General features: G+C 69.9%; 16 protein-coding genes. All 16 read right to left on the reverse strand.

Annotation, left to right across the window (positions count from 1 at the left end; genetic code table 11):
* Positions 1 to 26 precede the first annotated feature (26 nt).
* The gene (locus tag BLP83_RS15805) at positions 27 to 2,561 is read right to left on the reverse strand and encodes a sensor histidine kinase (RefSeq protein WP_091245030.1); all 2,535 of its coding nucleotides are present in this window, start codon (positions 2,559 to 2,561) and stop codon (positions 27 to 29) included.
* Positions 2,558 to 4,573 carry a sensor histidine kinase gene (locus tag BLP83_RS15810; protein ID WP_091245032.1) on the reverse strand — a complete coding sequence of 672 codons (2,016 nt, stop codon included), beginning with the start codon at positions 4,571 to 4,573 and terminating at the stop codon, positions 2,558 to 2,560. Before BLP83_RS15810 ends, BLP83_RS15805 begins: the two co-directional genes overlap by 4 nt.
* 252 nt (positions 4,574 to 4,825) lie before the next feature.
* The gene (locus BLP83_RS15815) at positions 4,826 to 6,484 is read right to left on the reverse strand and encodes an acetolactate synthase large subunit (protein WP_091245035.1); all 1,659 of its coding nucleotides are present in this window, start codon (positions 6,482 to 6,484) and stop codon (positions 4,826 to 4,828) included.
* 96 nt (positions 6,485 to 6,580) lie between these two features.
* Positions 6,581 to 7,732, reverse strand: a complete 1,152-nt coding sequence (locus BLP83_RS15820) for an L-lactate dehydrogenase (RefSeq protein WP_091245038.1) — start codon at positions 7,730 to 7,732, stop codon at positions 6,581 to 6,583.
* Positions 7,733 to 7,737: 5 nt separating this feature from the next.
* Complete coding sequence (locus tag BLP83_RS15825) at positions 7,738 to 9,348, reverse strand: FAD-dependent oxidoreductase (protein WP_091245040.1); 1,611 nt, start codon at positions 9,346 to 9,348, stop codon at positions 7,738 to 7,740.
* 108 nt (positions 9,349 to 9,456) lie between these two features.
* Positions 9,457 to 10,017 carry an ECF-type sigma factor gene (locus BLP83_RS15830; protein ID WP_091245043.1) on the reverse strand — a complete coding sequence of 187 codons (561 nt, stop codon included), beginning with the start codon at positions 10,015 to 10,017 and terminating at the stop codon, positions 9,457 to 9,459.
* A 4-nt stretch (positions 10,018 to 10,021) separates the two neighbouring features.
* The gene (locus tag BLP83_RS15835; protein WP_176764236.1) at positions 10,022 to 11,350 is read right to left on the reverse strand and encodes a dicarboxylate/amino acid:cation symporter; all 1,329 of its coding nucleotides are present in this window, start codon (positions 11,348 to 11,350) and stop codon (positions 10,022 to 10,024) included.
* A 3-nt stretch (positions 11,351 to 11,353) separates the two neighbouring features.
* Positions 11,354 to 13,054, reverse strand: a complete 1,701-nt coding sequence (locus tag BLP83_RS15840; protein ID WP_091245046.1) for an alanine/glycine:cation symporter family protein — start codon at positions 13,052 to 13,054, stop codon at positions 11,354 to 11,356.
* 216 nt (positions 13,055 to 13,270) lie between these two features.
* Positions 13,271 to 14,947 (reverse strand): BatD family protein, encoded by a 1,677-nt coding sequence (locus BLP83_RS15845; protein WP_091245050.1) that lies wholly within the window; start codon positions 14,945 to 14,947, stop codon positions 13,271 to 13,273.
* Entirely contained in the window at positions 14,944 to 16,911 is a 1,968-nt protein-coding gene (locus tag BLP83_RS15850; RefSeq protein ID WP_091245053.1) for a VWA domain-containing protein, read from the reverse strand. The genes BLP83_RS15845 and BLP83_RS15850 overlap by 4 nt, the downstream gene beginning before the upstream one ends.
* Positions 16,908 to 17,861 carry a vWA domain-containing protein gene (locus tag BLP83_RS15855; protein ID WP_091245197.1) on the reverse strand — a complete coding sequence of 318 codons (954 nt, stop codon included), beginning with the start codon at positions 17,859 to 17,861 and terminating at the stop codon, positions 16,908 to 16,910. The genes BLP83_RS15850 and BLP83_RS15855 overlap by 4 nt, the downstream gene beginning before the upstream one ends.
* 56 nt (positions 17,862 to 17,917) lie before the next feature.
* On the reverse strand, positions 17,918 to 18,382 hold the full coding sequence (locus tag BLP83_RS15860; RefSeq protein ID WP_091245056.1) for a DUF4381 domain-containing protein: 465 nt from the start codon (positions 18,380 to 18,382) through the stop codon (positions 17,918 to 17,920).
* Complete coding sequence (locus BLP83_RS15865) at positions 18,379 to 19,302, reverse strand: DUF58 domain-containing protein (RefSeq protein WP_091245059.1); 924 nt, start codon at positions 19,300 to 19,302, stop codon at positions 18,379 to 18,381. The genes BLP83_RS15860 and BLP83_RS15865 overlap by 4 nt, the downstream gene beginning before the upstream one ends.
* 20 nt (positions 19,303 to 19,322) lie before the next feature.
* Positions 19,323 to 20,336: an AAA family ATPase gene (locus BLP83_RS15870; protein ID WP_091245200.1), complete on the reverse strand. Its 1,014-nt coding sequence runs from the start codon at positions 20,334 to 20,336 to the stop codon at positions 19,323 to 19,325.
* Positions 20,337 to 20,653: 317 nt separating this feature from the next.
* Entirely contained in the window at positions 20,654 to 21,811 is a 1,158-nt protein-coding gene (locus BLP83_RS15875) for an EAL domain-containing protein (protein ID WP_176764237.1), read from the reverse strand.
* Between the two features lie 350 nt (positions 21,812 to 22,161).
* Positions 22,162 to 25,146: a hypothetical protein gene (locus BLP83_RS15880; RefSeq protein WP_143006725.1), complete on the reverse strand. Its 2,985-nt coding sequence runs from the start codon at positions 25,144 to 25,146 to the stop codon at positions 22,162 to 22,164.
* Between the last annotated feature and the right edge of the window lie 53 nt (positions 25,147 to 25,199).

The raw sequence follows: 25,199 nt of genomic DNA on the forward strand, positions 1-25,199 counted from the left end.
CGATAAACTGCCGTTCGTCGCTTGTATTAGACCGTTGGTCTGTGGCCTCGGGGGATTCGGAACCGGAACAGCCCGCCCTCGGGACTCGCCTCGGCCCACAGATCGCCACCGTGGGCCCGGATGATCTCGCGGGCGATGGGCAGCCCGAGGCCTGTTCCGCCTTCGCGCTCGCGGCCAGGCGATCCGCCCTGGATGAACTTGCCGAAGATGGTTGCAAGCTGGTCTTCAGGAATGCCCGGGCCCTGATCCCGCACGCACAGTTCGAGGCTATGGTCGGGACCCGAGCTGACCTCGATGCGGATCGCGCCCCCATCGGGGGAGAAGCGCACGGCGTTCGCCAGCACATTCCTCAGCACCTGGAGGGTGCGCAACTCGTCCACATCGACGAGCGGCGAGTCGGCGGCGCCTTCGCTCTCCTCGGCCAGGGCATCGAGACCATGCAACTCGATACGCAGGCCCTTGGCCATCAGCATGGCGGACAGCTCTTCCTGGATGCTGTTGAGCAGTTGCCCCAGCGGAATCGATTGGCGACGCAGGGCCACCGCACCGCTTTCGAGCTTGGCCAGATCCAGCAGTTCATCGACCTGGGCCACCAGTCGCTGCGCGGCCTTGCGCGCCCGGGCCAGCTTCGCAGCCGCTTGCTGCGCGCTGGCTTGAGTGCCCCCCTCTGGGCCCGTGAGGTCGTCGCTCGCCAGGTCGATGAACCCCAGGATCGCGTGCAGTGGCGTACGCAGCTCGTGGGAGACGTTGGCGAGAAGGTCGGAACCCAAGGCCTCGGCGCGCTCCGCCGCGGTCCGCGCCCGCACCGCCTCCTGCGCCTCGGTGTGGAGCACGCTGGCCAGCTGATCTGCACGCACTCGCAGCGCCTCGGCGGCCAGGTACTCCACCGAGCAATCCCATGTCGCCCCCACCAGACGCCGGTGGCCATCGGCCGAGGTGGTGGTCGCCGCAACGGTTCTCAGGCGATGGCTTTCACCGTTGGGCAGCAGCACGCTGTAGTCACCCGCGTGCGTGGCATCGCCACCGTTGCGCAGGGTCGCGACGAAGCTCGCCACGCGCTCCAAGGACTCCGGCACGAGCCTTGCGCGCAGCAGATCCGCCGGCGTTTCAACGGTGTCGGGCTCTTCGCCGAACAGCCGGTACATGGTGTCGTCCCAGAGGTGCAGGCCGGTCTTCGGGTCGTATTCCCAAACGCCAATGCCGCCGGCGGTCAGGGCGAGACGATGGCGCAGATTGAGGCGGTCGAGGGACACCTTGGCGTCCTCCAGCGCCGCCACCGCACTTCGCAAGGCGCTCACATCGATCATCACCCCGGTCAGCGTGGTCTGACCGCGTGTGTCGAGGCCGACGCTGACGACATCGCGAATCCACAGGTAGCTGCCGTCAGCGTGCCGGAAGCGGTATTCGAAGGCGTGCGAGCGCCCCGCCGCCGATTGCGCCGCGCAGAACGTGGGCGCCCAGGCGGCGTCCTCGGCGTGCATGTGCTGCTTCCAGAACCCAGGGCGCAGCCAGTCGGCTCTCGGGTAGCCAAGCAAGCGCTCCGCGCTGCCGCTGACGAAGAGAAAGTCCAAGCTGCTGGCGTCGGCCTCCCAGACAATGCCGTCGACCTGCTCGAGCAGGCGCTCAAGGCGCCTGACCTCATGCACGCGCTCGCTGCGCTCGGCCAGCGCAGCCGTCTCGGCGGCGCGACTCTCGGCGAGCAGCAATCGCACGTAGAGCGCGGTGATGCCAATCGCACATGCCCTCAACTCATCCGCGGCTGAGCCCAGGGTGGCCGCTCTGTCGATGCCAAGCAGCGGAGCAAGCTCGAGGTCGTGCAGGGCGAACATCAGCATGAACAGCAGCGCCGACAGGCGCACCGACAGCTGGGTGGCGGCCATCAGCAGCAGAAGCGCGACCAGCGCGTCATCGAAGGCGCGAAAGACGAGCGGCAGGACGAGCGCCAGCACGGCCAGACCCAGGGCTCCAACGAATCGCAGAGCCCGCGCGCGCGGGGCGAGGCCCGCGAGCGGCGCATCGCCCAGCGTGCTTCGCCAGACCAGCCAGGGCGTCACGACGATCGCGGCGGCACCCGCGCTTGCCGACATCCAGTCGAGCAGCGGGGGCGCGCCGGAACGATCCAGCAGCAGCGCGTACCCTGCTGCGACCGCGATCGCCGACAGCAGTGGTGGCAGCATCACCACCGCGAGCCCGGCCTTGGCGAAATCGCCGCTGCGCCGTATCCGTCCATCCTCGCTGATCGAGGCCAGGACGAACATCATCATCCCCGCTTCCAGAAGGTCGGCGAGGACGTGATTCAGATGCAGCCAGATCGAGGCCTCATGAAGGCTGAGCTGCAACAGCAGCAGGCCGATGGCATGGCCACCGAGCAGCGGCAGGAAGGTCGAACGCCCGCCGAGCCGGAAGGCCAGGATCAGCACCCCGATGTTCGGCCACCAGCGTCTCAGGATTTCGCCTTCGCTCGCGAACCAGCGCTCGGAGATCAGCCCGAGCAGGAACGCGAGCAAAGCGGCGAGCAGGATCTGAACGAACAGGGATTGAAGCTGCCTGGGCTGCGTCATGGACTGGGCAGCTCCATGACGAAGGACGAGCCTCCGCCCTCCGGCCGCTCCGCCCACAGGCGTCCACCATGCAGCTCGAGGATGCCGCGGGCGATGGGCAGGCCGAGGCCGGTGCCGCCTGCGCCGGTCTTGGTACGGCTGCTCTGGGTGAAGCGATCGAACACCGACTCCAGCTCCGCCTCGGGAATGCCCGGCCCCTGATCGCTGACGCGCAGCTGCAGGGCGCCGGCTTCGACCGTTCGTGCCTCCACATGCACGGCGCCGCCCTTCGGCGAGAAGCGCACGGCGTTGGCGATGACGTTGCGAAGCGCCTGACCGAGCCGACCCGGATCCGCCATGACACGGCCCTGGGGGACGAGCGTCTTGCGGACGCAGAGCCCCTTGTTGGCGGCCGCCACCTCGAACTCGCCGATGACCGCGTCAACGATCGTTTCGAGCTCGGTTTCCTCCGGCTGGATCACCAGTCGACCGGACTCGATCTTCGCCGCGTCCAGAAGGTCGTTGACCAGCTTGAGCAGTTCGGTGGCGCTGGCCTTGGCCTTTTCCAGGAACCGCTGCAGGGTGTCGCGATCGGCCGATTCGAGCTCTTCCAGGGCAAGACCGGTGAAGCCCAGCACGCTGTGCAGCGGCGAGCGCAGCTCATGCGAGATGTTGGTCAGGAACTCGTCCTTGGCGCGGCTGGCGTCTTCCGCATGCTGGCGGGCGGTTTCGAGCTCGGCGGTGCGCGCACGCACCCGCGCTTCCAATTCGCGCTTGCCTGCCTCCAGGGCCTCAAGCAGCGACTTGCGTTCGGTGATGTCCTGGAACGCGCCCCGCAACATGCGGATCTCGCCCGCGTCGCGTTCCGCCTCGCCCTGGGCACGCACCCAGCGCCGGTTGCCTTTGGCGGTCACGATCTCCAATTCGAGATCCCAGGGTGTGCCCTCGGCGATACAGGCGTCCAAGGCCTGCTGGATGCGCGGACGGCACTCGACCGCATAGAAGCCGATCGCCTCATCGAGGCGGGGGCGATAGCCGGGATCGACCTCATGGATGCGGCAGACCTCGTCCGTCCACAGCGGACCGGGCTCGCCCGGCAGATAGCTCCAGCCGCCGATCCCCGCCATGCGCCCCGCCGCATCAAGCAGGGCCGAATAGGTACGCAACGCCTGCAGGCTGCGCTGCAGCTCGTCCTCGGTCTGCTTGGCGCGGCTGATGTCGATCTGGCTGCCGACCATCAGTTCGGGCCGACCATCGCCGCTGAAGCGCACCACCTGCCCACAGTCGTGCACCCAAACCCAGTAACCCTCGCGATGGCGGACCCGATAGGTCGCCTCATAGCGTGGCGTCGTCCCCGCAAGGTGCGCTTCGATGCTGCGCGAGCAGAGCAGCAGGTCGTCCGGATGCACCTGGTCCATCCAGGTGTCCACGCTCAAGGGCGCCAGCGCCTCCAGGCTTTGGCCGACGATCTCGGCCCAGCGCGTGTTCATGCGCGCGCGCCCGCTCTGGACCTCCCATTCCCAGGTGCCCGCACCCGTCGCCTCCAGCAGGCTTTCCAGGCGGCGACGGGCCTGATGGGCGTCCTCCTGCCGCTTGGCCGCCGCGTGCACGCGCGCGGCCAGACGCAGAGCGTCAGTGGCCTCGACCGCAAGGGCCCCGGCGGGAGCGCCCGCAGGCCCCTGCAGAGCGAGGATCCAGACCTCGGCCTCGGCCGTCGTCAGTTCGAATCTGTGCAGGCCCGAGCTCAGGCTGGAGGCCGGTCGCTGCAGCTTCGCCAGCAGCCGACGCCAGGCCTCTTCTTCGTCGGCCGCAGCGGACGGCGGGCGACCGCTGCGCGCGAGCAACACCGGTGGCGCCGCGGCACCGGTGCTGCTCGCGCGCAGCAAGGCCGCTGCGCTCAGACCGTGCAGGCCCATCAGGCCGCGCAGCAGGCGTTCCAGCAGATCGTCGGCGCGGCTGGACGCCAGCGCCGCCTCGAGAACCTCCAAAGCGATGCCCATCCAGGCGCGGGACGGCGTGAGCGCGTCCTTCATGGTCTGCTCGCGATCAGGCCGCGCATCGGCGCACGCAGGGCCCAGCCGGACCGACGCGCTCGTGGCGCGGCCGAAAACGGCGCATTCGCGTGCTGCGACCTGTTGCGTCGCACCTGCATCACCAACGCTCCTCGCGGGACTCCGGCACCTCGCTGTGCAAGAACCGTGACGGAACCCACGCGCCTGCGTCGACGGAAACCCGTCATCCCCCGCCGGAGGGCCGGCCTGGGCTCGCACTCGCGTTGGCGGTGATCAGGGCGCCAGCTTGGCCTTCAGGCGACGCGCCAGCGCTGCGGGCAACTTCGGCAAGGCCTTCAGCACAAAGGGCAGCGCCTTCCGCTTCACCCCGCTCAGGCTTTCCGGCACCACCGCTTCGATCAGATGCGGGCCGGGGTGGCCGAGCGCGTATTCCAGCGCGCGGCAGAAGTCCTCGGCGCTGTCGGCACGCGCGGCATGCACGCCCATGCCCTGGGCCAGCCGGCAGAAGTCGAGGCGCGGGCCCTTGAGGTCGAGCTGGGCGCGCGCCTTGTCGCCGATGCGTTCCGCGCCAACGCGTTCCAGTTCAACGTTGAGCACCGAATAGCTGGCGTTGTTGAAGATGATCGCGGTGACGTCGAGCTGCTCGCGCGCCAGCGTCCACAGGGCCTGGATCGTGTACATCGCGGTGCCGTCGCCAATCAGCGCCAGCACCGGCCGGTCCGGGCAGGCGATCGCCGCACCAATGGCGTTGGGCAGGCCCTGACCGATGGCGCCGCCAGTCAGCGTGATCAGGTCGTGGCGCGGGCCGCCGGCGGTCATCAGCGGCAGCATCAGGCCGGAGGTGATGGCCTCGTCGACCACGATGGCGCGCTCGGGCAGCAGGTGCCCGACCGCCTTGCAAACCTTTTCGGCGGTGAGGCGTCCGCGCGGGCGACCGGGCCGCGCCGCGGGCTGCAGCGCGGGCGATGCGTGGGCTGCACCCAGGGCTGCCGCCAGCGCTTGCAGGCTGGCGGCGGCGTCCTGCGCGGGCGTGCTGAGCGTATGCACGGTGCAGCCCGCGGGCACCAGCTCGCTGGGCTTGCCGGGATAGGCGAAGAAGCTCACCGGCGCCTTGGCATCGACCAGCACCAGGTGCTGGAACTCGGCCAGCTGCACGCCGGCCAGCTCGGCCAGATAGGCGATGCGCTCCACCGATGGCAGGCCGGCGCCGCGCTCAAGCCGCGTCGGAAACACCTCGGCCAGCAGCTTGACCCCGCTGTGCGCAGCGATGCGTGCGGCGGCAAGCAGCGCGGGCTCGCGCAGCGCATGACGCCCCAGCAGCAGGGCGGTCTTGGCGCCGCTGCGGATCACCTCGGCGATCCGCGCCACCACCGCCGCTTCAGCAGCCGGCGGCGGGGAAAGTTCGGGCGGCGGACAGGCCACACCGCCCTCGCCCCAGCTGACGTCGGCCGGCAGGATCAGGGTGGCGACCTGCTCGGGGCGGCTGCGCGCCGCGGCGATCGCATCCACCGCGTCGCGGCAGAGGTCTTCCGTTCGCATCGAAGTGCGCACGAAACCCGGCGAGACATTGCGCGCCACGGTTTCGATGTCGCTCTGCAGCTGGGCGTCGAGCGGCATGTGGTACGTCGCATGGTCGCCGACGATGTTCACCATCGGCACCCGGCCCTTGCGCGCGTTGTGCAGGTTGGCCAGGCCATTGCCCAGGCCGCAGCCGAGATGCAGCAGGGTGGCGGCAGGCCGGTCGGCCATGCGCGCGTAGCCGTCGGCGGCGCCGGTGGCCACGCCCTCGAACAGGCAGAGCACCGCGCGCATGCGCGGCTCGTCGTCGAGTGCGGCGACGAAGTGCATTTCGCTGGTGCCGGGGTTGGTGAAGCAGACCGTGACGCCGGCATCGGCGAGGGTCTTCATCAGGGCTTGGGCGCCGTTCGGCATCGGAGACTCCGGGGTGAGGCAGGTCATCAGGCGGCGTGTGCGGGTGCGGACGCGCGGTCTCGCAGGGCGTCATGCCCGGCGTCGGTCTGGCGGCGCCTATCCGGGCTCGAGATGCTGCGGCCCGATGTCGGCGATGCGGGTCACGCCTGCGAGCGCCATGGTGGTGCGCAGCTCGTTCTGCCAGGTTTCGATGAGCGCTCGCACGCCGGCCTCGCCAGCGCTGGCCAGCGCCCACACCCAGGGCCGGCCGATCAGCACGCCCTCGGCGCCTCGCGCCAGCGCGCGGAACACGTCGACGCCGCTACGGATGCCGCCGTCCACCAGCAGGGAACAGCGCCGATCGACCCGGGTGGCGATCGCCGGCAGCACGCGCGCGGTCGACGGCGCACCGTCCAGCTGGCGTCCGCCGTGGTTGGAAACGATCAGCGCATCGGCGCCGCTGTCGAGCGCCGGCGCGATGTCGTCGGCGTCGAGCAGGCCCTTGAGCGCCAGCCGGCCCTGCCAGCGCGCGCGCAGCCAGTCGATGTCTTTCCAGGTGACGCTGGGATCGAACTGCGCGTCGACCCAGTGGCGGAAGGTCTCGAAATCGTTCGCGGCCGGCACATGCGCACCGAGGCTGCCGAAGCTGTGCGGCTTGCCGCCGATGCCAACGGCGCGCAGCCAGCCCGGTCGCGACAGCAGCTGGGCCAGCTTGATCAGCTTCGGGCGCAGGCCGGGCCGGCCGATGCCGTGGCGGGGGTCGCGATGGCGCGGACCCAGCACCGGCAGGTCGATGGTGAACACCAGGGTGCGGCAGCCCTCGGCCCAGACCTGATCCAGCAGCGCCGCCACCAGTCCGCGATCGCGCAGCATGTAGAGCTGGAACCAGGGCGCGAGGCCACTGGCTGCGACGACCTCGGCGTAGCTGCAGATGCCGACCGTGGACAGCGTGAAAGGCACCTGCAGGGCTTTCGCCGCGCGCGCCGCCTGCCCCTCGCCGCGACGCGCCATCATGCCGGCGAAGCCCACCGGCGCCAGCGCCAGCGGCAGCGCGCAGGCCTCGCCCAGCAGGGGGCTGGCGGTGTCGACACCCTCGACGTCGACCAGCACCCGCTGGCGCAGGCGCAGGCGCGCCCAGTCGTCGGCATTGGCGGCGAGGGTCTGCTCCGCGCCGGCACCGCCATCGAGATAGTCGAACAGGAAGCGCGGCAGCCGTGATCGCGCGCGTTCGCGGTAGTCGCCTGCAGTGACGGGATAGCTGCCGAACATGCGTATCAGCCTCCGCTGAGATGGCGTGCCGCCGCGCGGGCGGTGAGGATGCAGCCCGGCAGGAAGGTCCCCTCCAGCGAGCGCTTGCCGTTGGCCCCACCGCCGCCGAAGCCTGCCGCCTCGCCGACGCAGTACAGGCCGGGAATCGGCGCATCGTCGGCGCCGAGCACGCGCGACTGCAAATCGGTGCGCAGGCCGCCCAGGCTCTTGCGGGTGATGAGCTGCAGACGGATCGCGATCCACGGCCCGGCGCCGGGCTTCGACAGCGGCGCCGGCGCGCAGGTGCGCAGGCGGTCGGGTCGCCACTGCCGGGCCTGCAGGATACGCCGCACCTGTTCGTCGTCCGTCGGGTTGCGGCCCGACGCGAAGTGGGCGTCGAAGGCGGCGACCGTGGCCTTGAGGCGCTGGGCGTCGATCTCATGCGAGCAGGTCAGGGCATTCATCTTCGAGGCAAGGCCTTCCAGCGAATCATCGACCAGGAAGTCCTCGCTCTCGCGCTGCATCTGGTCGACCAGGCGCGCATTGCCCAACACGGTGTCGAGCAGGAAGCGGACGAACTGGCGATCGCGGATGCGCGGGTTGTGTTCGGCCCCGGAGATCGCGAACTCCTTGAGTGCAATCCGGCGGTTCAGCAGCTGCCAGGTCCAGGGCTTGGCCTGCTCGGCCACGCGCTGGCAGAGCCAGTGGGTGTCGAAGCCGGTCACCAGCGGCTCGGGTCCGATGCGCTCGCCGCGGTGGTCCAGCCACAGCGCCGACTTGCAGGGCACGATCGACAGCCCATGGCCCTCGAAGTGCGGGAACGGATGGGCGATGCCACCGGCGTAGTTCCACATTTCTCCGGCATGAACGATCTGGCCACCCAGCCGCTCGGCGACTTCGGCATGCAGGCGGCCATCGGCGAAGGGATGCGCGCCATTGAGCATCGTCGCCGGCCGCGGCCGATCCTTGGGCCAGTGGGCGCGACAGGCCGCGTGGCTGCCGTTCAAGCCCCCCATCGCCAGCACCACGGCGTCGGCCTTGAGGCGGACTTCGGCGCCGCTGCGTTCGTCCACCGCGAGCGCGCCGCAGACGCGGCCGCCCTGCGTTTCGAGCGCGCGGACGCGATGCCGGTGCAGCAGGCGCAGGCGCCCGCCGCGGTCGGCGCGCCGCAGTGCCTCGGTGAGGCAGAGCACCAGCTGCCGCGCCGTGCCCCAGAGCATGTGGTAGCGCGGCACCGAACTGCCCTCGCCCTGGCGGCCGCGCTCCACCCAGTTCACCGCCGGCAGGAAGCGCAGGCCCTCGCTGAGCAGCCAGTCGTAGACCTCGACGCGCGAGCGCTCGACGTAGTGCTCGGCCCAGGCCCGCGACCAGGTATCCGCGGGGTCGAGCTCACCGAAGCTCAGCCAGTCGCGCAGCGCGAGTTCCGGCGTGTCGCGGATCTTGCTGCGCGCCTGCAGGGGCGTACCGACCAGGGCCATGCCGCCGAAGGCCCAGCGCGCGAGGCCGCCGAAGCGCTCGGGCGTGTCGCGATCGACGATGGTCACCGAGCGATCGGCGCGCAGGCACTCCAGCGCCGTGACCATGCCGGCCAGGCCACCGCCAATCACCAGCACCGCCGAATTGCCGCTCACCGCCATGCGCCCTCCCCTGTCGAGGGCAGGAACATACGCGATGGTGCGGTCGGGCGATGCTGCGGCGCGGCAGGCATCCTTGGGCGTCGCGCCCTGCGGAATTCGCCGGGAGCCTCAGCCGCCAAGCTGACGGTTGAGGAAGGCGCGGGCGAAGCGCAGGTCGCGGTCGATGGTGGCCGGGCTGACCGCCAGCACCTCGGCGATCTCCTCGCGCTGCATGCCGCCGAAGTAGCTCATCTCCACCACGCGGGCGGCACGGGCATCGGTGGCGCTGAGCTGCTGCAGGGCCTGATCCAGCGCCAGCAGGTCCACCTCGACACTGTCGCCGACGGCCTCGAACTCGGCGGCGCGCAGGGTCACCAGCGCCGCCCCGCCACCGCGCTTGGCGGCGACCCGCGCACGCGCGTGATCGACGAGCACGGCGCGCATCTGCAGGGCGGCAACAGCGAGGAAATGGCTGCGGTTCTGCCAGTCCGGGCTGTTGCCGAGCAGACGCAGCACCGCCTCATGCACCAGCGCGGTGGGTTCCAGAGTCGGCGTGCGGTCCAAGCTGCCAACGCGGCCGGCCGCCATCCGCTTCAGCAGCCCATAGACCTCGGGCAGCAGCCGATCCAGCGCGGCGCGGTCGCCGCCGCGCCAGGCCTGCAGCAGGCCGGTGAGATCGCTGTCCGACACCGGCTCAGGCCTCGCTGCGTCCTTCGCCGTGCGCGGCGGGGTCTGCGTGGCCGTGCTCGGGATGTGGCGGCAGCAGGCCGCCGCGCGCGACCACCACCGAGCCGACCAGATCGCCGCCGACGTTCACCGTGGTACGGCACATGTCGAGGAAACGATCGACACCGAGGATCAGGCCGATGCCCTCAGGCGGAATGCCGAACATGGCCAGGATCATCGCGATCACCGGCAGCGAGCCGCCGGGCACGCCGGCCGCACCGATCGCACCGAAGATGCACAGCACCAGGATGCTGATCTGCTGCACGAAGCTGAGCTCGACGCCGAAGAACTGGGCGAGGAACAGCACCGTGATGCCCTCGAACAGCGCGGTGCCGTTCATGTTGGCGGTGGCACCCAGGGTGCAGACGAAGCGCGCGACCGGGCGCGGCACGCCCAGCCGCTGCTCGGCGCACTCCAGCGTGGTCGGCAGCGTCGCGCTGGACGAGCTGGTCGAGAACGCGGTGAGGATGGCCGGCTGCGCACCCTTGAAGAACTTCAGCGGCGACATGCCGCCGAACACCCGCACCAGGATCGGAAACACCACGAAGAAGTGGATGGCGAGCGCCAGCACGACGGTGCCGACATAGGCCGCCAACTGCGCCAGCACCGCCAGGCCGAGCTTGGCGGTGATGCTGAACAGCAGGCAGGCCACCGCATAGGGCGCGAGCTGGATGATCCAGCCGATCAGCTTGAGGCAGATGTCGTACACGCCCTGCACGGCGCCGACGAAGCTGCGGGTGCCGGCACTGGCCACCACGGTGGCGCCGATGCCGAACATGAGCGCGAAGAACATCACCCCGATCAGATCGCCGTTGACCGCGGAGGCGATCGGATTGCGCGGCACGATGTTGATCAACAGATCGATACCCGACACCGCGCCACCCTTGGCGGCGATGTCAGCCACGCGCTCGCTGGAGCCGGCAATGAGTTCGTCGGCCAGCTCGGGCGGCAGGCCCTGGCCCGGCTGCACCAGGTTGACGATCACCAGGCCGATGCTCACCGCGATCGTGGTGACGACAAGGATGAACAGCAGGGTGCGCCCGCCGATGCGGCCCAACGAACGCGGATCGCCGATCTCGACCACGCCCAGCACCAGCGCCGAGAACACCAGCGGCACCACCAGCATGAACAGCAGGCGCAGGAAAACCTGGCCGACCGGGTCGGTGACGTAGCGGATCAGGCCGCCGAGCCAGTCGGCATCGGCGGCGGTGAAATTGGCCAGCACGCCCGCGGCGATGCCCACCGCGAAGCCGATGGCCATCTTGGTGTGCAGCGACAGGCCGCGGGCGTTCTGCATGGCTCAGGCCTCCGGCTGATCGCGGAAGTTGCGCAGCTGGCCGGACTTGAGCCGCGCCCAGTAGGCATTGAGCTCGCGCTTGACCACCGGCATCAGCAGGTAGACACCGATCAGATTCGGAATGGCCATGATGAACAGCAGGGCGTCGGCGATGTCGACCAGGCTCGACAGCTGCAGGGTGCAGCCCAGCACCGCGGTGAACAGGTAGAAGATCTTGAAGCCGTACAGCACGCCTTTGTGCTCGCGGGCCATGAAGGCCGCCGCCTTGGCGCCGTAGTAGCCCCAGGTGATGGTGGTCGAGAAGGCGAACAGCAGCACCGCGAACGTGAGCACGTAGGGGAACCAGCTGACCACGCTGCCGAAGGCGTTGGAAGTGAGCTGCACGCCATCGCCGCCGCCCTCGACCAGGTACTGGCCGGTGATGATGATGACCAGGGCCGTCATGGTGCAGATCACCACGGTGTCGACGAAGGGCTCCCACAGGGCGACGAAGCCTTCGGTGACCGGGTCGCGGGTCTTGACCGCCGAGTGGGCGATCGCCGACGAACCCAAGCCCGCTTCGTTCGAGAACGCCGCGCGGCGGAAACCGACGATCAGCGCGCCAATGATGCCGCCGACCGCACCCTCGCCGGTGAAGGCACCGGCGAAGATCGCGCCGACCGCCGTGGGCAGCTGGCCGATATTGGTGAGGATGACGAACAGACAGCCGACGATGTAGAGCGCGGCCATCGAGGGCACCAGCTTGGCGGTGACGCTGCCGATGCGGCTGATGCCGCCCAGCACCACCGCGCCGGCCAGGGCAGCGTAGGCAAGGCCGAACCACAAGGCGTTTCCGGCCAGCGGCCCTTCGGCGCCCCCGGTGACATTGAGCAGCTGCGAATAGGCCTGGTTGGCCTGGAACATGGCGCCGGCGCCGATCGCGCCGAGCATGGTGCAGATCGCGAAGATGATGGCGAGCTTCCAGCCGAACCACTTCATGCCCGGATAGTTCTCGGCGATGCCGCGCGAGAGGTAGTACATGGGCCCACCGGACACGGTGCCGTCGGCCTTCTCCAGGCGGTACTTCACGCCCAGCGTGCACTCGACGAACTTCGTCGACATGCCGAGCAGGCCGGCCAGCACCATCCAGAAGGTGGCGCCTGGGCCACCGATCGTGATCGCCACCGCCACACCGGCGATGTTGCCGAGGCCGACCGTTCCGGACACTGCAGACGTCAATGCCTGGAAGTGGCTGACCTCACCCGGTCCGGCATCGCGCTTGCTGCTGAAGTCGCCGCGCAGCAGGCGGAAGCCATGCGCGAAGCCGCGCACGTTGATGAAGCCCAGATACAGGGTGAACACCAGGCCGCCGAGGATCAGCCAGCCGACGATCAGCGGAAACATCACCGGGGCTTCGTCGGTGCCGCCCACGCGGACGGAAGTGAAGATGAAGCCGGAGACGGCGTCTGCCACGGGCCGGATCATGGCCTCGATACGCTGGTCGAGACTGGGCTCGGACGTGGCCGAGGTCTCGCTGCTCACCGCGGGCGCGGAGGCGGGCTGCACAGGAGCCGTCTCGGCCGGGGTCGCCACGACCTCTGCGGTCGCGGTGGCTTCACCGGCCTGTGCCGACTCGAAACCCTTGTCGCCCTCGGGCGCGGAGTCCTGCGCCAGGGCAGGAACGGCAATTGCCAGCAGCAAGGCCAGCGCGACACGTTGGATCATCGGGCGTCCCCCCAGAGGACTGTGCGTGGATGAAGCGTGCCTCGGCGCGGCTGCGCCGGAGACCGCCGGGACGCGGCTTCCCCGCCGCGTCATCGCCGCGCAAGACCGACCTTGGTCTGTGCGCGACAGGCCCGGATGGTACATCACGCTCCCACTCGGATCGGGTGCCCATCGGCACAGGGCAGCGCCGGGCGCCAGCGGCGCGTGCGGCCTTGATCAGCCGCCGCCACGCGGCGGATACAGCGGCGGCAGCGCCGTGGACGAGGCTTTGGCGGTCGGCACGCTGCGGAACTCCGGCGCACGCACGAAGGCCGAGCGCAGCGCCTGCAGGGCCGGTGCGCCATCCGCGCCGGCGTACAGGCTGCGCTGCAGGGCATCGACCGCGTCTCGTTGGGCGGCATCATCGAGCGCATCGACAAGCGCGCTGAGTTCTGGCGCCAGCCCGCGGGCGCGGGCCACGCCGCGCAGCGCCTGTGCGATATCGCTGAGCTCGCCCTGTCTGAGTGCGGCAGCCAGAGAAGGGCCCGCCTGCGGCGGAGGCGCTGCGGCCACGCTGGCAGCGCCCGTGGGTGTTCGGCTCCGCGCCCGCGCGCGCCAGCACAGGCCGGCAAAGAGCAGCAGCAGCGGCAGCTGCAGCAGGGCTGCAAGCCGCCAGAGGGGATGCACGCCCTGCTGCACGATCGTGGCGATGCGCGGTTCGCCCTGCGCGCCAGACCGGTCCGGCGCACCGGCGCTGGCGATGGCATCGCCACCAGCACCGCCCTCCACCGCGAAGCGCTGCGCTTCGATGACCGCCTCGCGCATCTCGTCCGCCGCCACGTCCCACCAGCGGATGACGAGGCGCGGCAGCTCCAATGTGCCGGCGCGGTTGGGCACCACCGCGAAGCTGCGGCTGCGCTCGCCCTCGATGCCGCGCGGCCCTTCGCGACTCTGGCTGGCCTCCTGGTCGGGGTAGACCTCGGCGCCCTCGATGGCCGGCAGCACCAGTTCCGGCAGCTGCTCAGCGGACAGCCCGCGCGCCGACAACCGCAGCGAGAGGGTGACAGGCTCACCGATCCTGAGCGTGCCGGCCGCGCTGGTCTGGGCGCTGTAGTCCAAGGACTGCGCGGGCAGCCAGGGCTCGCCGGCGCTGGCCGGCCGCGGCCGCACGTCAAGGCTCACCGCATCGCCCGCGGCACTGACCGGCGTGCCGGGGTCGAACATGCGGTTGGCGCGACCGCCCGCCAGCGCGCGGCCGCGGAAGCGCGGGGCCTCGATACGCAGCGAGCCCGAGGCCAGCGGCGTCAGCGCGTAGCGGCGCTCGACCACGTTGTAGCGACGACCGCCCATGTCACGGCTGAAGGTGGCATCGCCGCCCAGGCGACGGATATCCGCACCGGCCGCGCTGGGCTCGTCAAGCTGGCCGTCGAGCAGGGTCACGGCATACAACAGGCGCACGGTGTAGATCACCTGCTGCTGCACGTACGGGTTCTCGGGCGCGGCCTCGACTTCCAGCAGCACGTCGGCATCGACGTCGCGCGGACGCGCGCTGGCCGGCAGCACCGACAGCCGCAGCGGTGCGGTGCGCTGGCCGCGCACCTCCAGCGCCGGAATGCCGATCACGCCGGCCGACAGCGGCTCCAGCACCACGCCCCAGAGCGTACGCATGCTCTGCTGGCCGTTGACCACGCTGATCTGGGTGCTGCTGGAGCTGCCGAGCACGCGCACGTCGCTGCCCAGCGCGGAGAGGTCGGGTTCGCCGCCACCCGGCTGGTCGGTCTCGATGTTGAGGGTGACCGACTCGCCCAGCAGGATCTCCTCGCGGTCGAGGAAGGCACGCGTGCCCTGCGCCATCGACAGCGGCGAGAGCAGGATCAGCAGCAGCCCGCAGCACAGGCGCGGAAAGAGATTCATCGGGGTTCGCCCTCGCGCTGACGACGCTGGTATTCGAGCAGGAACTTGCGGCGCAGCAGGCCACCGGGGTCGTCCGGTACGCGCCGCATCAGCTGCTCCAGCGCCTGCCGCTTCTCCGCCTCAGCCATCGCCTCGGAACTCAGCGGCTCGGCTTCCTGCCGAGCATCCTCGGGCTGCGCCTGCACTTGCTCCAGCGCCTGCTGCATGGCCTCGTTGAAGTCCTGCTGCGTCTGTTCGGAGTCGGCGGCCTCGCCCTTGGCCTCGGCCTGCTGAGCCTCGGACTCGCTGCCCTGATCGCCCTCGGCAGCTGGGTTCTGCGGGCTCTCCGAGGACGGCGGAGCTTCGCCTTCGGCCGACTCCGATTCGCTGCCGGCGTCCTGCTTCTGCTCGCCCTCGGGCGGCGGCTCGCCCGCTTCGCCGGACTGACCGTCCTCGCTCCGCTGGCCTTGCTCGCCCTGCTCGCCGCTCTGGCTTTGGCTCTGTTGCTGCTGCTTGAGCCAGTCTTCGACCGCTTGGCGGTTGGCGGCCGCATCCGCATGCTGCGGATTCCGTTCGAGTGCCGCCTGGTACGCCGCCAGCGCCTCTTCGTAGCGCTGCAGCTTGGCCAGCGCATTGCCGCGGTTGTAGTGGCTGCTTGCGTCATCGCCCGCGGCGAAGTCCGCCAGCGCAGAATCGAAGTCACCCGCACGATAGGCCGCGCTGCCGCGCAGGGCCGGGTCCTCGGCCAGCGCGGCGGCACGCTCGGGGGCATCGCCCTGAAGGGCCTCCCAGGCCTGGCGATCACGACGCGCCCACAGATCGTTCCAGAACTGCACGAGCGCGCCCGGTGCGGCCTGGCCGGCGTTCGCCTGGTTGCCTGCTTCGGCATCGGCAGGGGCCGAAGCCGAAGCGGCCGCGGGCTGTGCCTGCGCCGGGCGCAGCGGCGCCAGAGGCAGCACCAGCAGGGGCAGCACCAGCAGCCAGCCGCGGCGCGCCGCAAGTGCGGCCAGCGGCAGCAGCAGCAGGGCCAGCAGCGGGCCTTCGTCCTGGTAGCGCAGGGTCTCGCGCGACTCGCGAGCGGCGGTTTCGGCTTGATCAACCTCGGTGCCGGCAGGCGCGGCCTCGAAGCCCAGCGCGCGCAGGTCACTGCCGTCGGCGGCGAAGCGCGCGTAGCCGCCCTGCCCGGCTTCCGCCAGCGCGCGCAGGCTGGCCTCGTCCAGCCGCGGCAGGCGGATGTTGCCGGCTTCGTCACGCATGAAGCCGCCACCACCCACCGCCACCGGTGCACCCTCCGGCGTGCCGAGGCCGAGCGCCGACACCCGCAGGCCCTGCACTGCCGCTTCGCGTGCGGCTTCGATGGCGGCGCTGCCAACGCGATCCGTCAGCAGCAGTACATCCCCTCGACGCGCGCCGCTTTCCGCGAACAGGCGCTGGGCCATGCGGATGGCGCGCTCGGGACGCTGGCCCGGCACCGGCAGGATGGACGGGTCGAGCGCAGACAGCAGGCCGTCCAGGGTGGTGGCGTCATCGGTCAAGGGCGCGACGGTGAAGGCCTCGCCGGCGAAGGCGACCAGCGCGGTCTGGCCGTCGCTGCGGCGGCGGATCAGTTCGGCCAGCTTGAGCCGCGCGCGGCTCAACCGATCCGGCTTGAGATCGGCCGCGCGCACGCTGGCCGAGAGGTCGAGTGCGACGATCAGCGGCGCCTGCAGTTTCAGCAGGGGCTGCGGCAGCTCGCGCCAGGCCGGCCCGGCGAGCGCCAGCACAGCGAGCGTGACACCGAGCAGCAGCAGGGCTTCCGGCAGACGCGGCGCGCGCGCCGGCGCGGCGGACTGGGCGGCGAGCAGCGGCCCATCGACCACCGCGCGCCAGGGGTCGGCGCCGACCTGCGCGCGCCGGCGCAGCCACAGCAGCAGAGGCAGGGCGAACAGGGCCAACAGCCAGAGCGGCCGCAGGAAGTGGAAGTCATCGAGGCCCAGCGCAGTCATCGCAGCACCTCGCCGGCACGCCGACTGTCGGCCAGCAGCAGGCCGATGCCCAGCAGCAGGGCGATGCCCAGCGGCCAGTGGAACAGCTCGTGGCGCGGACGCAGGGGCTCGGCCTCCTGCTCGACCGGCTCCAGCCGGTCCAGCTCGGCGTAGATGCCGGCCAGCTCGCGGGTGTCGCGGGCACGGAAGTAGCGGCCGCCGGTGTTCTTGGCGATGCGCCGCAGGCTGGCTTCGTCGATCCCGGCGCCCGGCGTGGCGACCTGCAGGCCGAACACGCTGGCGCTGCCGCCCTCGCCGCCCATGCCGATGGTATGCACGCGCACGTTCTCGGCCATGGCGAGCTGGGTGGCGCGCTCGGGGTCCAGCGCGCCGGCGTTGTGCACGCCATCGGTCAGCAGGATCAGCACGCGCTGTCCCTCGCCGCGCTCGCGCAGACGCTTCACGCCCAGCCCGATGGCGTCGCCGATCGCGGTCTCGCGTCCGGCCATGCCGATCACGCTGGTTTCGAGCTGATAGCGCACATGGGCGCGATCGAAGGTGAGCGGGGTCAGCAGGTAGGCGCTCTGGCCGAACAGGATCAGGCCCACACGATCACCGGCGCGGCGATCGAGAAAGTCGCCCAGCACGCGCTTCACCGCGGTGAGCCGATCGACGCGGCGGCCGGCGATCTGCATGTCCTCGGCCGCCATCGAACCGGACACATCCACCGCCAGCATCAGGTCACGGCCGCTGCTGGGCGGGGCTTCGATCTCGCCCAGGCGCTGCGGCTGGGCGGCGGCGAGGCAGAGCAGCCCCCACACCGGCAGCGCCAACAGCAGGCGAGGCGCGAACAGGCGTGAACGCGCCTTCGTCACAGCCGCGTCGGGCAGTTCGAAGGGCAGGCGCAGGGCGCTGCCGAGCTGCACGCGCGCGGCCGGCAGCAGCAGGGCCAGCAGGGGCAGCGGCAACATCCACAGCGCCCACGGCCGCGCCAGCTCCAGCGCCGCCAGATGTTCCAGAAGGGCGCTCACGGGAAGGTCTCCAACAGGCGCTGCAGACGCTCGTTGGCGCGGCTAAGCGCGAGTTCGGTGTCCGTATCGGCGAGACGCGGCCGCCACGGACCTTCGACCAGCAGGTCGAGTCCGGGATCGTCCGCCGGCAGCGGCCCCAGCGCTGCGAGATGCGCGCGCCAGCGCGCGCCCTCAAGCACCGCGGCCTCGGGATCGCGCTGACGCACAGCGCGACGCAAGAGCTCGGAGGCCGCCGCCACGCGCTCGACGCCCGCTGCTGTGGAGTCCTCAAGGATGGCGCGCATCGCGCCCTGCCAGCGCTGCAGGGCCCGTCGACGCACAGCCCTGCGCCGCGCATGCAGCACCAGCCTTGCGACCAGCAGCACGGCTACCAGCAGCAGCAGCCAGACGCCCGGTGGCCACGGCCATAGGCCGGGCTCGGGCGGCAACTGGATGTCGCGCAGCTGCGGGCCGGGGCTCATGCGTCCTCCCGCGGCGGCGCGCCGCGCAGCAGATCGCGCAACGCTGGGACGGGATCTTCGCGGGTGCTGACCAGACGCGCGCCGACACCCGTGCGCTGCAGGGCCTGCAGGGCACGCGCATGACGTTCACGCAGCGCCTGCTGCCAGTCCGGTCGACCTCCGCGTGGCACCTCCAGCAGACGCTCACCGGTGGCGGTCTGCACCCGGTAGCGGCCCGGGGGCAAGGCCTCGCGCTCCAGCGGATCAACCAGCACCGCGGCGATCACGTCGTGATGCCGGCGCAGGCGCAGCAGGCTGCGCAGGCCGTCCTCGTCGAGGCTCGCCGCGTCGAGCAGCAGCAGCACGTGCGCGCCAGCGCGCAGGGTACGATCGAGGGCGTCGGCGGCCCGGGCCAGCGGCTGTGCCAGCGATGCATCTGTCGGCAGTGACCACTCGCACAGCGCCTTCAGCACGCGCAGCACGCCACGCTGCGTGCCGTGCGCGGGCAGCTGGGCCGCGCGTCGTCCGAAGGCCGCCGCACAGACGCGGTCGCCCTCCGACTGCGCGAACCAGGCGAACAGCGCGCCCAGCCGCGCGGCCTGCACGGACTTGAAGCAGACCCGGGTTCCGAACTGCAGGGCGAGCGAAGTGTCGAGCAGCACGGCCGAGGTGCGTTCGCGCTCGGCGGCAAACAACTTGGTGTGCAGCTCGCCCGCGCGTGCGGTCAACCGCCAGTCAATATGGCGCACATCATCGCCTGCGGCGTAGGCGCGTGATTCCGCATAGTCCATACCGCGACCGCGGAAGGGGCTGTGGCGCGTACCGGCCGCACGGTCGGCCGAGCGCCTGCGCGCGCCCGCCGCCAGCTGCGCGGCGCGGGCGCGCAAAGCCACCAGCTCGCTGAGCGAGGGCTGGATCGCGGCGTGGTCAAGGCTGCTCATGGGCCGGGAACGCTCGCGCCTCAGGGCAGCGGCACCCGCTCCAGCAGGGCGCTTACGACGGCATCGCTATCGAGGCCTTCCGCTTCGGCCTCGAAGCTCAGCAGCACGCGATGGCGCAGCACGTCCAGGGCCACCGCACGGATGTCCTCGGGCGCAACGAAATCCCGGCCCGCCAGCCAAGCGTGCGCCCGCGCGCAGCGCTCGAGCGCGATCGAGCCGCGCGGACTGGCGCCGAAGGCGATCTGGCGCTTCAACTCGGCGCCATAGGGCGATGCGTCGCGGGTCGCCAGCACCAGTTCGATCAGGTAGCGCTCCAGACGCGGAGCGACGTGCAGACCCAGGATCCGCCGCCGCGCCTCACGGATTTCGTCGGCGCTGATTTTTGCGACGCGCGCGGCATGGGTGACGGCGCCAGAAGGATCAAGCTCGGCCAGCGCACGCTCGCGCGCCAAGCGCAGGATCTCAGCTTCGGTTTCCGCCTGCGGGTAGCCGATGCGCACGTGCATCAGGAAGCGGTCGAGCTGGGCCTCGGGCAGCGGGTAGGTGCCCTCCTGCTCGATCGGGTTCTGCGTGGCCATCACAAGGAACAGATCAGGCAGGCGATAGGTCACGCGGCCCACCGTGATCTGGCGCTCACCCATGGCTTCTAGCAGGGCCGACTGCACCTTGGCCGGCGCGCGATTGACCTCGTCGGCCAGCAGGAGATTGTGGAACAGCGGCCCGGGCTGGAACTCGAAGCGCGCCTCCTGTGGTCGGTAGATCTCGGTGCCGGTGAGGTCGGCGGGCAGGAGGTCAGGCGTGAACTGGACGCGGTGGAAGTCGGCTTCGATGCGCGCTGCCAGCGCCTTGATCGCCGTGGTTTTGGCCAGTCCCGGCGCGCCTTCGACCAGCAGATGGCCGTCTGCCAGCAGTGCGATCAACAGGCGCTCGACCAGTTCGGGCTGGCCAACCACCTCGGCGGCCAGGGCGTCGCGCAAGCCGGCGAAACGCGAGGCCAGCGCATCGGGCGGGGTGTCGAGCGGAGAATGATCCATGGCGTGCATGCGGGGAGATCTCGGAAGGGCGCATTCGACCGCATGCAGGCGCAAAGGTTTCGCTGTGCAGCGCGGCGCGTGTCGGGTCGCAGTATGGATCGACGGGCGGGCGGCGGCCTGTGCGGATCGTGGGGGCGGCGGTCTGAGCGTTACCGCGGGTACCTGCGGTTCTCGCAGATCGAGGTCCGGCCCTTGCAGCTCTGCGCGATGAGAACACGGCACGCGCGACCGGAGATCAAGCACGCGGTGCGCGCACCGACCCCAGGGAGCCCGGCGAGGCCGGACGCGCGATCGAGGGTCTCGTCCGGGGACCGGGATCAGTGCTGTCTCAGGTGCTGTGCCAACAACTCCTCGAGGCTCAGCGGCCGTCCGATCAGCCAACCCTGCGCATAGCGGCAGCCCAACTCGCGCAGCACGGCCAGCTGGCCTTCGGTTTCGACGCCTTCGACCACCACATCCGCGCCCAGGCCATGGGCCATGCTGACGATGGACTCGACGATTTTTCGCGCGCGCGGGTTGTCGAGCATGCTGCGCGCAAACGCCTGGTCGACCTTGAGCGTGTCGAAGCTCAGCAGGTGCATGTGCTGCAGATTGGAGTAGCCGGTGCCGAAGTCGTCGAGCGCGACGCGCACGCCTGCCTCGCGCGCCTGCTGCATCATCGCGGCGACCCGGGAATAGTCGAGCTGCCGGCTTTCAGTGATCTCGATCTTGATCTGCGAGGGCTGCAGGCCTCGATCGGCAACGCGCTCCAGCAGCTGCGGCAGCAGCGCATCCTCAACCAGCTGCCTCGCCGAAACGTTGATGGCGACAAAGGGCGGGCGACCGCGAGTTTCGCCGAGGAGGCACAGCGCGTCGAGACTGGCTTCGAGGACGAACTCTCCGACCGGCACGATCAGCGAGGTTTCCTCGGCGAGCGCGATGAACTCCGCGGGCGAGATCTGGCCGCGCTGTCCATGGTTCCAGCGCACGAGCGCTTCGTAGCCGGCGATCTCGCCTCGCGGAATCTCAAGCAGCGGCTGGAAGCGCACGTCGAGGCCACCACTTGACAAGGCTTCGCGCAGCTCAGCCTCCAGGCGGATCTTGCCGATGCCATCGGCGGGCTCGCTCGTGCCCTCGATGTCCGCCTGCTCATGGCCCTGCAGGCTGGCGAGTGTGGCTCGATAGCGACGCAGCTGCCCTTCCAGCAGTGCGCGCACGACGGGGTCGGTATTGAGCAGGCGCTCGGCGATCTGCTCCGGCGTGATCGGCACCAGCACGCAGGTCTCCAGTGCCGTTGCCGTCGCCGTACGCGGCGAGCGGTCGATCACCGCCATTTCGCCAAGCAGCTCACCTGCGCGCACCTCGGCCAGACGGTGCTGGTCGGGCCCGGTGGTGATGGCGAGAACGCCCGTCTCCACGAGATAGGCGCAATCGGGAGGCTCGCCTTCGCGGAACAGCACCTCACCCGTCTTCAATTCGAGTCTGTGTTGCGCCAAGAGCGGGATCCTGCGGTCGAGGCATTCTGGGTGCGTTGTGCTTCCGCGAGTTGTCACTTCGCGGCGCTTGCGCGTGGGCTGCCGAAAAGTGGGGGTGTTCCCCTTTCGCCATCAGCCCAGTCTAAACATTGCTTGGGGATACACATGATCCCCTGAACCCGTAAGCAACCCGGTTTATGCCACTGACAGTTGAAATTGCCAGGACGTCGCACCCGCATGGTCGAAACTGCGCCTGCTTGTCCGCTCGTCTCGCTGTCGTCCTGGTGCTTTGTCAGGCGGCCGTAACGCATCAGGGGGGCCGCTTGCGCGAGCCCCCCTGAACGTTCACATCCTTGTGGAAACTTGCTCGTTTACTGGAACACGACCGTACAAGTGTTCACCGGCTGCAGTGGGCCCGTGCTCGCCTGGAAGCTCGTGCCCGTTGCCGGTTGCCCCGCACCGTAGGTGCAGCTGCCAGAAAGCAGGGGCCGCGCCCGGGGGCCGTTGGACGGAGTGATCACAAGATCCACAGAGGTGTTGGCGGAGAACTGAAGCTGGCAGGTTTGCGAGCCCCCGTCCGCCACCGAGCACACAATGCCCGAGCCGGTCACAACGCTTCCGCCCTGGGTCGTCCCGGGAGCCGCCAGCGCAAGATTGAGCACGTTGGGATCGTTTCCGTTGGCTCCATCGCAGGCCCCCACCGGCGGCGGCGGGCTGAAGCCGGTACCACCGGCGCAGCTGTCCCGGCCTTTGAAGATGACGGTCGCCGAAGGCTCCCCACCGGGCAGGCTGAACACGCACTCCCACTGGGCGCCGCCGTCAGGCTGATCCATCAGCGAAGCGGTGATCAGCGCTCGACTGTTGCCGCTGGCATCGGTGATCGTCGGCGGCGTGGTGACGCTGACAGTGGCGGTTTCGCCGCTTCCAGTGCACTCCACATCGATTGCGCGCCCCGCGACCCCGTTGCCAGCGCCATCAATGAGGCGCAGGTTGACCTGGTATGCGCCGTCACCGATGAAGGCCGTCGGGAAGGCCTGCAGGATCAGGCCATCGGCCACGCGAATCTCGACTTCAGCCGGCTCGGCATCGCCCAAGGTGAAGCGCAGCGTGTTGTCGCCATCCTCGGTCATGCCGCTGGTCACCACGCTCACCAGGGCACAGCCGTTGGCGCCAGTGGGTGTCGGCAGCGGGCCGCTGTTGCGACCGCCGATGGTGCCGGTGCCGCTGGAGAGCGAGAAGCCGAAGTTCACGAACGCGCCCTGGATCGGCGAATCCAGAGCATCGCGCAAGCAGACCGTGACATTGGCGGTGGTGTTGCCCGGAATCGCTTCGGGGCTGGCGATGATGGTCAGCGGCGCGAGACCCGGATAGACATACGCAGCGATGTCGGTCACCAGCTTGCCGGTGGCGCCTGCGGTTGCGGAGCCGCGCGCCCACACGGCCACGCTCTGACCGAGGCGGGACACCGGATAGTTCATGCGGACCGTTGCCACGCCTGTGGAATCGGTAAAGCCGGTTGCAGCGATGTTGCCGTGCTGTGCGCGACCGATGACGTAGGGCAGCACGTTGCCGTTGTCGACGCTGGTGCCGGTGTCGTCGTTGCGGTTGAAGCGCTGCTGCGTGGTCAGATTGGTCTGGCTATTGACCTGGGCGACGGTGCGCGCGCTTTCGAGGTCGCGGTTGCCTGAAACCGACTGGCCGAACACCAGCAAGGTGTCGCCGGGACCGGCACCACCGCCCGCAGTCTGGAAGGCGCCACCCGGAGCCGAGAAGATGAAGCCGTTCTCCTGCGGGTTGCCGTCGCCGCCCGCGATCGCGAAGGCACCGGCGCCCTGGTTCGGGAAGCCCACCAGCGGGGCGTCGATCAGACCAAACTCGATCGGGGTTCCCGGCAGCACCGGATTGCCCTGGCGATCGGTCGCCAGCGCACTGACGATCAGGCTGTAGGAGCCATCGGGGCTGACCCGGATCGAGCCGTCCTGGTTGGTTCCGGTAGCCACGCCGTTGGCGATCAGGCCTTCCGAATCCGGGCCGGTGATCTGGATCGAGAACAGGCGGCCGTCGGAAATCACGACCGTGCGCTCCGCGGAAACCGGATCCGAGATGCCGTTGTCGACATTGTTGTCGGCGCGATCGGAAGTAACCCGGACCGTGGTCTGGCCAAGCCGGTTGCCGGTCACGAAGTTGAAGGTGGCGATGCCGTTGGACGTGCGGATGGCGATGTTCTGGCCGCTGACGTTCTGGCCGGCCGCATTGATGCCGGTGACGCGCTCGTTGGCGGCAGCAGGCGCTTCACCGATGATCTCAACACGGACGTTGTTGAAGGCGGTGTTGCCCGCGGTCGGATCCGGCACGGGCTGGCCAATTCCGTCGCTGACCTCGGCCTCGAGCACGCCCGAGGTGTTGCCGCCGGAGCCCTGCACGTACAGGCCGCTGAAGGTGGGCGAGAGCAGGATGTTGGCAGGCAGGGCCGCCGTGTTCGAGACCACGTTGAAGGTCTGGGTCGCCGTCATCACTCGGCCCGTCTCGGGGTCCTGGATGGTCGCGGTCAGGACGGCGGCGCCAGTGAGGTTGTCGGAGTGCACGAAGACGGTGGCGCGACCGGCGACGATGTTGACCGGGCCCTGGCCCATCAGGGTCAGGAACTCGTTGTTCTCGATCTCAGGAGTCGAGGGATCGTCCTCGGTCTCGGGGTCATCGAGCGTCGAATAGGCCGCGATGCTCACCGGGTTGATCGACACGCCCAAGCCACCCGCTTCACCCTTGGGAATGCTGATGGGCTGGCCGCTGGCGGTGCGCGCCGTGATCGTCAACTCGCTCATGTAGGGCGAGCCGATGAAGGGAGCGACGCGGAAGAGATTGACCGGCAGCTGGGTCCGGGTAGCGGTGATGGTGATGTTGCCGGTCGCCGCAGGCGCGCTCACCGTCACCGGCAGCGAAGTCGCCACCGCGGAGGGCTGCCCCGAAGGCTGGGTGGAGAAGGTCAGGGTCGCGCTGCCCTGGTTGGTGCCGGTGACGAAGATGAATTCAGCGCGACCGCCAACGGTGGTCGCCGTGTTGGAGGAGCCCTGCTGGCCGTTCACCACGCCAAAGATGCCGCCGAGGTTGCTCGGGCTGACCGCGGCAGTAACCACGGTGCCGTCAGCGATCGGAGTGTTGTTCGAGTTGTTGACGCTCACGCTGACAGCGAGGGTGCCACCAGCCGGCACCGATGACGTCTGGGCGGATGCAGTGATGCGCGCGCTCGAAATCGGGCCGAACGAGCCGTCATTACCGCTTCCACCGCCGCCCCCGCAGGCTGTCAGTACCGCCAGCGAGCCAAGCAGCAGGCACTTGAGCAAAAGTGTTGGTTTCATCATCTCTCTCCAAGAAAGCCGGCAGCAGTCCTTCGCCGACCAGATTGTGAATT

Origin of the sequence: Aquimonas voraii (genome assembly GCF_900101825.1) — a bacterium.
Classification (GTDB): Bacteria; Pseudomonadota; Gammaproteobacteria; order Xanthomonadales; family Xanthomonadaceae; genus Aquimonas; species Aquimonas voraii.